The sequence below is a fragment of the Helicobacter suis genome, from assembly GCF_902196135.1.
Taxonomy (GTDB): Bacteria; Campylobacterota; Campylobacteria; order Campylobacterales; family Helicobacteraceae; genus Helicobacter; species Helicobacter suis_A.
Map to the genome: position 1 here is coordinate 15,415 of NZ_CABIKE010000006.1, position 13,264 is coordinate 28,678.

The 13,264-nt window shown below is 39.6% G+C and carries 12 protein-coding genes; all 12 read left to right on the forward strand.

Going from position 1 to position 13,264, the window contains the following annotated elements; translation table 11 throughout:
• Positions 1-31 precede the first annotated feature (31 nt).
• The 12 genes from G6Q06_RS08575 (at position 32) to G6Q06_RS04695 (ending at position 13,184) form a co-directional block, all read left to right on the forward strand.
• Positions 32-1,165 (forward strand): HNH/ENDO VII family nuclease, encoded by a 1,134-nt coding sequence (locus G6Q06_RS08575; protein ID WP_240329229.1) that lies wholly within the window; start codon positions 32-34, stop codon positions 1,163-1,165.
• Complete coding sequence (locus tag G6Q06_RS04645) at positions 1,162-1,494, forward strand: SMI1/KNR4 family protein (RefSeq protein WP_163533312.1); 333 nt, start codon at positions 1,162-1,164, stop codon at positions 1,492-1,494. Before G6Q06_RS08575 ends, G6Q06_RS04645 begins: the two co-directional genes overlap by 4 nt.
• A complete protein-coding gene (locus G6Q06_RS04650; RefSeq protein ID WP_163533313.1) occupies positions 1,481-1,702 on the forward strand; it encodes a hypothetical protein in 222 nt (73 codons plus the stop codon). Before G6Q06_RS04645 ends, G6Q06_RS04650 begins: the two co-directional genes overlap by 14 nt.
• Entirely contained in the window at positions 1,692-3,320 is a 1,629-nt protein-coding gene (locus tag G6Q06_RS04655) for an FtsK/SpoIIIE domain-containing protein (protein WP_163565861.1), read from the forward strand. Before G6Q06_RS04650 ends, G6Q06_RS04655 begins: the two co-directional genes overlap by 11 nt.
• Positions 3,321-3,464: 144 nt before the next feature.
• Entirely contained in the window at positions 3,465-4,133 is a 669-nt protein-coding gene (locus G6Q06_RS04660) for a hypothetical protein (protein ID WP_163565862.1), read from the forward strand.
• Entirely contained in the window at positions 4,130-4,459 is a 330-nt protein-coding gene (locus G6Q06_RS04665) for a hypothetical protein (protein ID WP_163533315.1), read from the forward strand. Before G6Q06_RS04660 ends, G6Q06_RS04665 begins: the two co-directional genes overlap by 4 nt.
• The gene (locus tag G6Q06_RS04670) at positions 4,452-5,120 is read left to right on the forward strand and encodes a protein phosphatase 2C domain-containing protein (protein WP_163565863.1); all 669 of its coding nucleotides are present in this window, start codon (positions 4,452-4,454) and stop codon (positions 5,118-5,120) included. Before G6Q06_RS04665 ends, G6Q06_RS04670 begins: the two co-directional genes overlap by 8 nt.
• A 1-nt stretch (position 5,121) precedes the next feature.
• The gene (locus G6Q06_RS04675) at positions 5,122-6,462 is read left to right on the forward strand and encodes a protein kinase domain-containing protein (RefSeq protein ID WP_163565864.1); all 1,341 of its coding nucleotides are present in this window, start codon (positions 5,122-5,124) and stop codon (positions 6,460-6,462) included.
• A complete protein-coding gene (locus G6Q06_RS04680) occupies positions 6,456-8,141 on the forward strand; it encodes an AAA domain-containing protein (RefSeq protein WP_163565865.1) in 1,686 nt (561 codons plus the stop codon). The genes G6Q06_RS04675 and G6Q06_RS04680 overlap by 7 nt, the downstream gene beginning before the upstream one ends.
• A gap of 6 nt (positions 8,142-8,147) precedes the next feature.
• Positions 8,148-9,671: a DEAD/DEAH box helicase gene (locus G6Q06_RS04685; protein WP_163565866.1), complete on the forward strand. Its 1,524-nt coding sequence runs from the start codon at positions 8,148-8,150 to the stop codon at positions 9,669-9,671.
• Positions 9,655-11,469: a hypothetical protein gene (locus G6Q06_RS04690; RefSeq protein ID WP_163533319.1), complete on the forward strand. Its 1,815-nt coding sequence runs from the start codon at positions 9,655-9,657 to the stop codon at positions 11,467-11,469. Before G6Q06_RS04685 ends, G6Q06_RS04690 begins: the two co-directional genes overlap by 17 nt.
• Entirely contained in the window at positions 11,466-13,184 is a 1,719-nt protein-coding gene (locus G6Q06_RS04695) for a restriction endonuclease (RefSeq protein WP_240329235.1), read from the forward strand. The genes G6Q06_RS04690 and G6Q06_RS04695 overlap by 4 nt, the downstream gene beginning before the upstream one ends.
• Positions 13,185-13,264: the final 80 nt, after the last annotated feature.

A 13,264-nucleotide genomic window follows, 5' to 3' on the forward strand; every position in this document is an offset into this window, starting at 1 on the left:
GTTGTAATAAATCTTCATATAGGAGATGTTGATGGATTGGGAAAAATTAGGGTGGTTAGCTCTTGAGAAAATAGTTGATAAGGTTTCTACGAAAGCTGGCGAATATCTTGGTGAGCGCGTATTTGGCAGTAAAGATGATAATACGGTTAATAGGGTTAGTAAATATAGTGAACATACTAATCAATATATTCAGATCAATGATCTTAATGCTCTAAATAGGAGCGCTGTAGCGATCTATGACACCGCTAGCCAAAGTGCTGAAACGCTAAACTCTATATTTAGTAGTTTTATCAACCTTGCTATGCAAAATGCTTTGCAAGAGCAAGCACATGCTAGGGAATTGTTAGAGCAAGCACGAGAAGAGAAACAAAAGCGAGCACAAATTATGCAGGAGTGTGCATCCGCTTTGGCAATGGCAAGAAACGCCCTTGCTACATGCGATCCAGAAAAAGATGATGTAACAGACTTAGAAAATGATGTCGCCTCTTGTGAGGCAGATTTGCGCGCAGCTGAGGAGAGTTTGGAGCGTGCTAGCCACAATTACGCCAATATGCAAAGAAAGTTAGAGTTAAGCACACAAGCCGTGCAAATCCTTAGCCAACTACAAACTCAATTAAGTTACATAGGGCATGCTTGTCAAAATAAAATTGCCATCTTTGCCCAAATGGCGTGTGCCACTTTAGCCAAAGTGCAAGAGATTGTATCTGCTTACCAAAACGCCTCTTCAAAAGGTGTACAAGTCCCTGCTAGCCGTTTGTATCTTTCTATGGATTATGCATCGCTTAATAAATGTGGCTTAAATCTCAACCACTATAATTCTGTAGAGAAGAAATTTTTACAAGAGTCGCATTTTGTGGTGGTGCGGGGCAAAATTGTGGCTCAAAGAAGCCATGTTTTTGACCCTAATTTTAAAGATGGGGCGGGACATACCAATATAGAACGCATGCAAAGGGGAAACGCCCCCATTGCCAAAGATAGGAAGGTTTTAGAGTTACACCATTTGCGCCAAGAGGAAGATGGAATTATCATTGAACTCACAAGTAGCGAACATAGGGGTCATTACAAAGATTTACACGATGATAAAAAGCCTAGCGAGATTGATCGCAAGGCATGGAATCAATGGCGCAGAGAATACTACAAAGAGAGAGCAAAGGATGAGGTGTGAAACTCCCTAAAGAATTTGAAGACTACTTAGAAAAATATGGGCATTTTGACCTTGAGGGGTTGGAGATTTTTGGCAAGCTTGAAAATGGGGACACAGAAAACCTCCCCTCTTATGAGGCGGCCACAAAACTTTATAAGCAAGACTATCCCCTACTAGATGATGAAATTGTGATTTATTTTGATGATTATTTAAATTGTATTGTAACTCTGAATGAAAAGAACGAAGTTTTTAGGGTGGAGTTTGAGGATCGGGTTAAAATTGCGGATTCTTTTCAAAAATGGTTTAAACAATGCTTAGAAGATTTTGGGATTAGCGATGCAGAACTATAGCGATCTAGTGGGGAGTTTTGGGGCAGAACAAAGGGCTTTGTTAGAGAATATGAATGATGCACTCGGGCAACGCATCAATGAGGATTTTTTAGACCCCATTATGGCGCAATTAAACCAACTCGCCCACGCCCAAGAAATGGCTTTAGAGGCGTGCAAAAAAGCCCAAAACCTACTAGAGGACGCCAAAGTCATTATCTATGCCGACTAAATATACCCGCTACAACCAACTTTTACAGCAGTTAGATGAGTATTTACAAGACTATAAAAAGGCTAAAGCTCAAAGCTATCAAAAACTAGAGCAACAAAAGCACTATGAATCTTGCATTAAAGAAATAGGGGATTTAGTAGAGCAGATTCGCCACGAACAGCCCAAATTTGAAACTAAAATTGCCCTACAAAAACGCCCTAAGTTCCCAAGCTATGTGATCACCTCACGCCTAGTGATCCAAGAAAATGAACTACACGCCAACTTCAAAACAAAAGATGTTTATTTTTTGCATTTGCAAGAAGTTCCTTTAAAACAAGCTCTTTATACTACGGATCTAAACCGATTTTCTTATGTTAAACATTTTTTATTGCGTGCGTTGCAACTAAGCCCGCTTAATAGGCTAGAACTCATGTTGATTGATCCTAAAACTCTAGGGATCACTTTTAATTTCTTGCGCCCCCTTTTAGACAACGACTTCATTTACAAGCAACGCATTTTGACCTATACGAATGAAATTGAAGAGGCTTTGCGCTCGCTAGCAGATTACATGGAAAATCTCTTACAAAGGCAACTTTGCGGGGTGGCAAATTGGCGTGAGTATAACACAAAGCATCCCAAACAACTCCCCTTGCGCGTTTTAGTGATCTATGGGCTAAACCCCCAATTTTTCAACGATAACTCTTTTTTGTACTTGAGCCGTTTGGTGCGCTTTGGGAGTTTGGCTGGGATCAATATTTTCATTGGGCTTGAAGAACTTCAAGATAAAGAGTCTTCTAAAGTGTCTGAGAAGTGGATAGATTTTAAAAACCTTTTAAAGGAATGTGCCCAAACTATTGGGCATTTTGATCTAAACCCTACAGCCTTAAAATTAAAATTTGCTTTAGAGCCAGACCCCGATCCTAGACAACTAAACGCTTTCTTAGAGGAAATCAACCACGCCTACAAAAACACAAGCACTATTAAAGCCGTTTTAGAAGAATTATTTAACCAAGAAGAGTTTTTAAAGAAAAGTGCAGCTGAGGGAGTGAGTGTGCCTCTAGCATGGGATCATATGGAAAACGAAATTCTCTTTGAAGTGGGCTTTTCTGGGAGTGAGGTGCACACCCTTATAGGCGGGCGTAGTGGGAGTGGTAAGAGCAATTTATTAAATGTTCTCATCGCTACGCTGTGTTTTTATTACCCACCCGAGGAAATATCCTTGTATTTATTAGACTACAAAGACGGGGTGGAATTTAATCTCTATGCCGATCCTCCCTTGCCCCAAGCTCGCTTGATTGCTGTAAATAGCAGTGTGCTTTATGGTGTTGAGGTCTTGCAACACATCCTAGAGGAAAAAGAAAGACGCGCTAAACTCTTTAAAGAGATAGGCGCGCATGATTACACCACCTACCGGAAAGCACATAAAATGCCACGGATTATCCTTGTGATCGATGAATTCCAAACTCTTTTTAATGGCAAGGAAAAAGATATAGTGGAAATTTATTTAGGGGATATTATCCGTAAGGGACGCAGTTTTGGCATCCATCTAGTTTTAAGCACCCAAACCCTAAGCGGTGTGAATCTCAATAAGGGACAATCTAAGTCAAATTGGCAACCGCTTAGCTTTAGCAATGGATGAGGAACTTTCTAAAACCTTTTTAGGCAACAAACATAAGTTGCCATTTAAAGGTAAACCCTATGTTTTTTTAACTTCTTTGCCGGTCAAGCAGAGAGCATAGAGGGTAAAATTCCTTTAGCTGAATCAAAGGATATTAAAAAAATATTGCAAGACTTGAGGCAAAAATACCCCAAAACAGAAACAAAAATCTTTGATGGTTGCATCTTGCCTAGCATAAAAGAGAGTCGATTAGGAGGTGCGGGTTTGCGTCTTGTTTTGGGCAAAATAGAAAACTTTGAAAGAGATGATTTTGTGGTGGAATTTAGCAAACGAGAGGGACAAAACTTGCTTTTATGTGGCAATAGCCCTCGCAAACACCAGGCGTTGATTGCTTGCATACAAGAGAACGCTAAAGCTTGTGGTTATACATGCATAGAAAATCAAGTTCCCCCTCTAACGGGTTTAGAAAAAACCTTAGTAATTTTAGACAATTTCCAAAAACTAAAAAAGTGGCATCCCATACAAGGAGGTTATCCACCCAACAAGGACACATCAAACGCCTTTGAAGATCTTAAAAACCTTGTGGAGCAAGGGTATAAAAGCAATGTCCACACAATTTTAATAGGGAATCTCAAAACAGCCGCCCCATTTAAAGATTTTTTTGATACATACTTTTATTTGCGTGTGGGTTTTAATTTACGATCCGCTGAGGCAGAAAGTTTGTTTCAGCGTGATCGTTCTACAATGTCAGCTATTCAGGGGGCTAATGGAGTTTTTGGGAATACAGAAGAGGGGCAACTTGAGTCTTTTACTTTTTTTAAGGAATTAGCGTGATCACCCTCATCATAGACACTTCAGGGTCTATGCTAGAGCTGGGCAAAGAAGCGGGGGTTTTGCATTTGGCATGCACTTTAAAACAGGCTTGTAAATCTTTGGGGGTGGATTTTAAGGTGTTGCCTTTAAAAGAAGCTAGTGGAGAATTTAAAGCGGGGATTTTACTTAGCGATGGTTTGTTTAAGAAGGAGATTAGCGTGTGTACAGCAGTTGGAGTGGGGGTTGATGTAAATCGTACACACCTTAAAGAAATCAGCCAAGCTTATTTTGAGCCTGAAGAAATTTTAAACGCTTTGGTGTTTGTTTTAGGGGGGACTTGTGCGTAAGTGGGGCTTTAGGGCTTTTGGCGCATCTATCAAGGGTCCAAGAAAAACACACAACCAAGATGCCTACATTATTAAACGCTATAAACGACAATTAGTGGCTGTGGTGTGTGATGGGCTTGGGAGCAAGCTGCACTCTAAAAAGGGGAGTTTTACGCTGTGTGAAAGTGTGTTAGAGGCGTTAAAAGTCTTTGATTGTGAGCGCCATGATTTAAAATTTTTTGCCCCTCTTTTAGCCACACTTTGGGCATGCCGCTTGTACCCCTTAAAACTAGAGGATTGTTTAAGCACCTTACAAATTGCTATCTTTACAGAATCTAAAATTTATTTAGGCAAGGTAGGAGATGGTGAGATCGTGATTTGTGGAGCAAGGGAGGAGATTTTAAGGGAAATAAAAGAGGGACCCACGCATAAAACCATGCCCTTTGATCAAGGCATTTCTATTTCTTGGCACACCTACAACACTAAGGACATACAGGGCATTCTTCTTTATACAGACGGGGTGGGCGAGATTTTACAAGAATCCAAAGAACTTGATTTTGCAAAGGGTTTTTTAAAGGCTTGCAAACACGATAAAGACCCTTTAGAAACCTCTAAATTTTTAAAAAATGTGAATTTAAAATCTAGCGATGATAAGACTTTGATCGCCCTTTTTAAGGAGTGAGATGCAAGTGCAAGATATTTTTGGGAATTTGCACAATTTGAAAAAAGAACCTCTAGCAGCAGGGGGGCAGGGACGGGTGTATAAAACTTTAGAGGGGGATGGGGTGGTAAAAATTGCTATCAATAATGGAGAAGAAATTACTGATAAAAACGCCATAAAAGAGTTTTTGCAAAAAGTAGATGCCTTGATCTATAAGCCCATTCCTAGAAATATTACCCTAGTTCTCCCGCAAGCCACACTCAAGGATAAAGCGGGTTATGTGATGCCTTTTTTAGAAGGGCTAGAGCCCTTACAAGTTTTGTTTAAAGGCCCTAGTGCGCTCCAAGAGGATAAAAGTCTAAAAATCCCCACTTTTTGGGCTGAGTTGTGTAAAACTAATGAGGATTTACAACGACTCTTTGCCCACTATATCCGCACAAATGGGGCGCGTTTTAGATTAAAACTTTTGGCAAAGTTAGCTAGTGTGCTGTTTAGATTGCACGCTAGGGGGTTGATCTATTGTGATCTTTCCTGTGCCAATATCTTTTTTGGGAATCAAGATTTAGAAAACCCTGATATTTGCCTCATTGATGCGGATAATGTCTGTTACACGGGTGAACCCATTTGTATTGGCACCCCTGATTATCAAGCTCCCGAGTTATTTGAAGGACAAAGAAATAGCATTGAGAGTGATATTTATTCTTTTGGGATTGTGGCTTATTGGTTACTTACCACCCTGCACCCATTTAAAGATGGAGCTATGGATGACTTAAACGGAGAACCTCACACCCGCCCTTTCATTGAGGATCGCAAAGACAAGAGCAACGCTGTTAGTATCTGTTTTTCTTTAGACAATATTTTAGATGACAAGACCAAAGAACTTTTTTATATGTTGTTTGAAGCGAGCAAGGATTTAACCAAAAGATCAAGTTTAATCCTCTTTGCTAGGGCTTTAGAAGGCGATGCTCTCATCTGTTTAGAGTGTTTGACATGTGGCATGCACTACAAGGATAGCCTAGAGCTTTGCCCTTATTGTGATGCACCCAAACCTAAAAGATTGTGCGCTGAAAGTTATTTCTTAGATGGCTTGTATGCGCGCTTTAGTACAACAATCAAAGAAAAGGATTTTTGCCTCTCTTTGCCCACATTGTTATTTAAAGGCATGGTTTTAGACTTCCAAGCCCCTTTTCTTTATGTGCGCCCCACAGCCTTAGAATTTAAGCATTACGAGGGGGTTTTCATCAATAAGAAAGAGTTAAGCACCCTTAAAAGAGGCCTAGAATCTATAGATTTGCAACAAGGCCTAGAAATCCAATGTAAAAATTTTAGTGTGCGCCTATGGATTGAGGAGGGCAAATGTTAGAACTTAAAAATATCCAAACAGCCACATGTTTAAAAGATATAGAGGTATTAGATTGCAACATTAAAGAGCATTTAGAGCCCCCTAAAAACATCCAATACCGTCCAATTTTGGGATTTTTAGACTTTGAAAAGGGAGAATTGCATGCCCAAGATAAGTGGATTAAGGTTAAATTCTGCCATAAAGGACAAGAAAGAGAGGTAAGAGACTTTGGCCAGCGTCGCCCTGTGAGCTTAGCGTGTATTAAAAATATCCACAAACCCAAAAACCCCAAAGAACACCAAATCTTGATTTTAGATGTGATCTTTTTTAGAGAACCGCTCAAATATGAGGATAGAGAGATCGCTATCAACGATTCTTTTAATACAAAACTTAAAGAGCATGATTGCAGCCGAGAAAGACTTAAAGAGATTTGTACTTTAGAGATCAATAAAAAATCCTATTTCATCATCAGTCGCCCAAATGTCCTTGAGGATATTAAAAGACCTTTAAAAAAGTCTAAAGACTCAAAAAAAGAGGGGGAAAAAGAGGAGGAAGCCTTTAGAGAAACCTCTTATTTTTTATATGCCAATGGCCTTGTTTTAGGTATTAAAGAGGAAGAAAAGGCATGGGCACAAGATGTAGAATGCATAGGGGAAGTACAAGACGATCGCTTGATTTTAGTGGAGGGGGCTTTAGAATTTAAAGACCACACAACACAGGCAATCCGCAAGCAACTTTTAGCTAATCAAGATACCGGTAATTATTTAAGTGTATGGGAAGATTATTTGGTTGCTGATTGCAACGATGTTTTAGAGAAAGTACGATCCTTTCACTGCCAAGAGATTAAGCAAATAAAACACATAGGGGTTGAAAAAGTAGAGATTACCCTAGAAAACACGCAAAACTTAAAAAAGGGAGATTTGTTGTGCTTGCATGAGAAAATCCCTAACGAGTTAGACGAACTTCAAAAGATAAACTTAGAGGACAAACAAGCGGTTTTAAAGTTCATGTCAAGGGAGGATAAGGGATTACAAGAACAAAGTGTTTTAAAGAACATAGATATTGTAGAGTTTGGAAAAGTTGAGGCAGAAACAAAGCAAGGGTTAGAAAAACTCAGGGGGCGGTTTTTATCTGTGGACTATCAAGGGGAAAAATCCCAATTTAACCGCCAATACAAAGCCTTAAAAAAAGCCCAAGAGGGTAAGAGTGCCAACCCTAATCTTTTTTTAGTCCTAGACATTGAGAGTAAAAATGAAACAAGTCAAGAGGATTTAAAAAACATTTTAACATCCATACATGCCCAACCTATTTTGGCTCTAAGCCAAAAAGTCAAAGACAAAATCTTTAAAAATCCCCCAACAAAAACCCAAGAAAAAGCCATTAAAATCGCGCTCAATACCCCAGATATTGCCATTATTCAAGGACCTCCTGGCACGGGCAAAACCACAGTGATCAACGCCATTTGTGAGCGGCTTTATGAGGAAGCATCCACACAGGATTTAAAAGGATTGGTTTTGGTGTGTGCGCATGGACATGATGCTACAGAAAATGTCCAGGGGCGTATTAATGTAGGGAGCTTACCCACCCAGAAATTTGGGGAGAAACAGGGCAAAGAAGATGAGGAGGGTAATCATGCTCTACAGGAATTTTTAGAAAAGATTGCTAACAACGCTAAAGCTCAAATCCAAGACTTCAGCTAAAAAGAGTTGATTAATAAACTAGAAAAAGCTTTAAATCAGTACAAGCAAGCCCCTCTGGCTTTGGCTTTCTTGGAGTGGGTAGGGCAGGAGTGCCGCTCTGTACTTGATTTAGATGCAAAATTACAAGACAAATGGGAGAGTTTAAAAACACAATTTAGCCCTAAACCCCATGACATTGGCCAACTAGCCCCCATTTATGCCATACGCACTTTGCAAGAAAGTTTCTGTGATGATGGTTTAGTGCGCCATCAAGAGTTTTTATATAGCCACTTTAAAGAGGCGTTAGACGAGAAGGAAAAAGAACTTTTACAAGCCACACAGCCGGACTTTAAAAAACTCCAAGCATTGCGCCAACGCTTGCTTGAGCGGTGCACCCCTAAACCGCATTTTTCTAGGGCAAAGTGCAATGAGGATGTGATAGATTTTGCCAACACCCTTTTGGATAAACTCAAAAGTCGCACCCCTACTGATAAAATCAGCCAAATCCTCTTGGAGTATGTCAACAAGCTTGAAAATAGCACGAATATGCGTTCTTTTCTCACCGATTATAGTTTTGTCTTTGCTAGTACCACCGGACAAGTGGAGAAAGCCCTTAATGCAAAAGCCAAACAAGTTTTTAATGACAAAGAGGATCGGCGTTACTTTGATACGGTAATTGTAGATGAGGCAGCTAGGATTCTCCCTTTAGATTTGCTCTTAGTGATGGTGCGCGCTACAAAACGCATCATCTTGGTTGGAGATCACCGCCAGTTACCCCCCATTATTGAGGATAAAATCTTAGACAAAATTAAGAGTGGAAAGGATGAAGAGGCAAGAGCAGAGATAGAAGATCAGATTAAAAGCAGCATTTTTGGTAAATTAAAAGAGAGGGCAAAAGAATTAGAAGCTATTGATGGCAAAGAGCGCCAAATCACTTTAAATCAGCAATATAGAACCCATCCAATTTTAGGGCAGTTGGTGAGTAAAGTGTTTTATGAGCCCTATGCAGAGGGCTACAAATCCCCCCTAGATGCCACCCATTTTAAACACCCCCTTATAGAGGGCAAACCTTGCGCTTGGGTGGATGTACCTAAATCGGATGAAAAAGAGGGGATTTCGTGGATGTCTAAAACAGAAGCAAAGCGCATTTTAGAGCTGTATAAGGAGTTTTACCAACAAGCTCCCAATCTAAGTTATGGGATCATCACCTTTTATAAGGCACAAAAGGAGACCTTGTATAAAGAGTTTGAAAAGTTAGAAAATTTTAACGCTTTAGAGAGTTGTGGGAAGTTGCGTATAGGTACGATTGATGCTTTTCAGGGCATGGAATTTGACATTGTGTTTCTCTCTATGGTGCGCTCTTACTTTAGTGAGTTTCTTAAGGACCCACACCGCCTTTGTGTGGCGATGAGCCGCCAAAAAAAGGCGTTGATTGTGGTGGGGAATTTTAAATTTTTTGATCAATCCCAAACAAAGGAGCAAGCCCCCGGAATCTATGCTTTTATAGAGTTATGCAAACAGGAGGGCAGGATTTATGAAAATTCTAAGTAGCCCAACAGATTTAAAAGACAAGACAGATATTTTAATGCCTTGTTATCTTTACCCCGTGTGGCTAAGGGTACAGAGCAATAGCTTTACTTTAAACCTGATAGAGCGCACCGCCTTGAAATTAAAAGAGGTGGCTAAAGTCTCTAATAATGAATTGGCAAAAATGCTAGGTTTAGTGGGCAATGGGCTTGATTTAAGCGAAATATTACCCAAAATCCTAGAAAAGATCACCCAAAACAACCCGGGTTTGGAAAAAATAGAAGAGCCAGAGGAGACCAAAGAGGGGACGAAACTTGTCTATTTTTTACAAGATTCTTTGAGTGGAAAGGTTTTAGGAAAAGTCTTTGCCACAGAGCCACAAACAATTTTGCCTAGCGACATAGATAAACAAGTCTTTTTTAAATCAGGGCAAGAGAAAGTAAGGGCTTATGTTATCAGACCTCAAAAAAATCCACGCCCGACACTTATACAGCTTAAAAATGCCCTTAAGCGTCATAATGAAAACCACCCAGAAGAACACTTAGAGGGCGAACCTGAGGAGGTTTCAGGTGGAGAACTTATTTATTTGCATTGTAAGCTTGGTGTGCTTTTTAATGGAGAATTTAACATAAGCGATGGGTTTGGGGGGTCGTCTTATGTGCTGTCTCAAAGTTTTAAACAGAATGCCTCTCATAGTTTGCAAGAAAACCTACGCAACCAATATAAAATGGAGGGCAAAGCCCATAAACAAATCCAAGAAACCCCTTTTACAAACCCCACAAAATACGACAGCACCCTTAAAAACATTGAAAGTAAATTTAGCAGAAATCCAAAAACAGCCTGTGCGGATTTGTTTAGTCTGTGTGAGAACATATTCAAGGATTTTGCAAAAGTGCAAGGAGATATCCGCATGGAAATAGTGGAGCAAAACGCCCAAGAAATGGGGTTTGAGTTAGGAGATAAGGTGCTTTCTTGGCTTCATGGCAAAGAAAGGCTAAATATCCAATTACATTTAAAATGTTTATTGCAAGAACAGAATCAAAAACTTGCTAAGGTGGCTGGCAAATACCCTGACTTTATCCATAGCCTTAAAAATCTAAATTCCTACAGAAATCTAACAAATCATGGGGGTAAAGCAGGGCAAGATGATCGCCTTAAAGCCTTAGATCCTGCCAAAATCACGGAGTGGAGGGATCAAGTTTATACTCTAGTGGAAGTGTTTTTAGACAACCCTAGAAGAGAAGATATGCCAGAAATCCATGAGATAGAAGATTACCAACAAAACGCCGCTATTGAGGCACGCAATCAGTTTGGCCAGCTGTATGATTGCTTAGAAAAGGAGGCTCAAAATGAACTTATAAATGTGTATTTTTATCTAAGTGCAGACATGCAAAGTTATCAGGGCATGGCGCATAAAGAAGTTGTGGATAACCTTTATAAGCTTTTTGAAAGGGTTTTTAGAAAACTAAATGGAGAAAATAACCCCATAAAAGAATCTCAAGCTACACTCATCGCTAAATTACCTACCAAACCTACCAAACCCAAACCTACCGAATGCAAGGCTTTAAAAGGGGTGAGTCTAAATTATTTGAAAAAGGCTTTTTTGGGCTTTTCAGCGAGTTTAGGGGCGCATTTCTTGGTGTTTTTAAGCTATGCAAAACCCACACAAGAGGAAATATGGCTTATCAACAATCTTGTAGATTATAGAGGGCATAGCAATGAGATTAAATCTAGCCTAGCCCGTTTAAGCTCTGAGGATTTAACAGATTTGGCGCAAGACGCTTTAGACTATTTTAAAAATTTAGTTGGAGAAATGGCATGACAGAAGCAGAATTGGAACAAAGAGAAGCAGAAGCTAACAAAAGGGTAGAAAAAGCCAGACAAGATGCGCTTGCTGAAGTACAAGCCAAAAAAAATGCCCTAGAGGAAGAAAAAAAGGCTTTTTCTCAGGAAAAACAAAAATTTCGTGAAGAAACCCAGAAGTTTCAAGACTTTAAAGAGTTTTGGCAGGAGAATGAAAGTTACAGGGCAAAATGCAAAACAAATGCAGAGCAAGAGGCAAGGCTTTATCTTAACGAGCGTAAAAAGGCGGTTGAAGAAAACTTGCAAAAGGAATTAGAGCAACAAAGCACAAAGGCTATGCAGGATTTTAAAATACAGTGCGATCAAAACACCAATAAGGCCATGCAGGAATTAAAGGCTAAAGAAGATGAGCTAGTCAAAACACAAACCCAAATCCTTAAAAAAGAAGCAGAACTCAAGCTTAAAGAACAAAGAATACAGACTAGAGAAGAAGCCCTAGACAACTTTGAAACTGAAATAAAAAATAAGGCAAGAGAAGAGGTAAAAGAAGAGCTTGAATCATGTCAAAAACGACTTGAGGATCAAGAGAAGCGTATTGAGCGTTTGAGAAAAGAAAATGAGAAAATTTACGAACTTGAAGATACATTGCGCAAATGCCAACAAGAGGAACGCTACAAACAATTAGAGAGTTTGGATAAAGAAAATGAAAAATTGAAGCAGGATTTAGAAAAAGAACAAGCGGACCATGACGATCTTAAACTGCGTTATGAGAAGCTTACAAAGGAAGAAAACAACACTCTTAGGGAACTCCAAGCAGAAAATAAGACACTCAAAGACAATGCCGGGAAGCTTGAGAGTACAGAGATTGACCTTAGGCATTTAAAGGAGAACAAAGAGAAACTAGAGCGAGAAGTGGTAATTTTAAAGCAAGAAAATTTAGCAAAGGATGAAAAAATCCAGAACTTGCTCTCTCAGTACAAAAGCACGGCTAAGCAAACAGAGGGGCGCATTAACAGCGTGCTAGATCAAATTGAAAGACACACCCACAAAGACCTTAATCATGAAAAGCTAGAACCCGCCAACGAAATAGAGTACCTAACCTATATCCAAGCCGGGATTGCAAATTTAGGCATTATTTATCCTACCCGCCTTCTTTATGCTTTCCACACCGCCTTAAAATCTGCCACCTACTCCCCTCTTAGTGTACTCTTAGGAGTCTCTGGTACGGGTAAATCTGAATTACCTAAACTCTACGCTCATTTTGGAGGCTTTCACTTCTTAGCCCAGCCTGTTGCGCCTACTTGGGACAGCCCCGAATCGATGATGGGGTATTTCAACATGGTAGAGGATAAATTCGACTCCACAGAAATTTTACGCTTTTTTGTGCAAACCACTTATAGCAGTCGTTTTGTAACAAACAATGTAGAGGATAAACGAGATTTCGGCCTTCAAGAGGGGATGAACTTGATTTTGCTTGATGAGATGAATTTAGCACACATTGAACAATATTTTGCGGAGTTTTTAAGCAAATTAGAGCAGAAGCTAACAAGCACAGGTGCGGTTAATATTGGAATCAAGCTGGGTACGGGTATTTTTTGGGAACGCCCTTTGGGGGATAATTTGTTATGGGTGGGGACAATGAATGAGGATGAGAGTACAAAAGCACTTTCAGATAAAGTTTTAGATCGGGCTTTTTGTTTAAACTTCCCAAGACCAAAAAACTACAAGGATTAAAACCCCAACAAGAAAAAAAACTCCTACACTTTTAAATATCTCCCTAAAGAAATTTGGGAAAAATGGCAAAAAGAACGCTT

Bases quoted from the DNA above. Each gene is read 5' to 3' on its own strand.
- G6Q06_RS08575 (WP_240329229.1), top strand. From the start codon at position 32: ATGGATTGGGAAAAATTAGGGTGGTTAGCTCTTGAGAAAATAGTTGAT.
- G6Q06_RS04650 (WP_163533313.1), top strand. From the start codon at position 1,481: ATGCAGAACTATAGCGATCTAGTGGGGAGTTTTGGGGCAGAACAAAGG.
- G6Q06_RS04655 (WP_163565861.1), top strand. From the start codon at position 1,692: ATGCCGACTAAATATACCCGCTACAACCAACTTTTACAGCAGTTAGAT.
- G6Q06_RS04675 (WP_163565864.1), top strand. From the start codon at position 5,122: ATGCAAGTGCAAGATATTTTTGGGAATTTGCACAATTTGAAAAAAGAA.
- G6Q06_RS04680 (WP_163565865.1), top strand. From the start codon at position 6,456: ATGTTAGAACTTAAAAATATCCAAACAGCCACATGTTTAAAAGATATA.
- G6Q06_RS04690 (WP_163533319.1), top strand. From the start codon at position 9,655: ATGAAAATTCTAAGTAGCCCAACAGATTTAAAAGACAAGACAGATATT.
- G6Q06_RS04695 (WP_240329235.1), top strand. From the start codon at position 11,466: ATGACAGAAGCAGAATTGGAACAAAGAGAAGCAGAAGCTAACAAAAGG.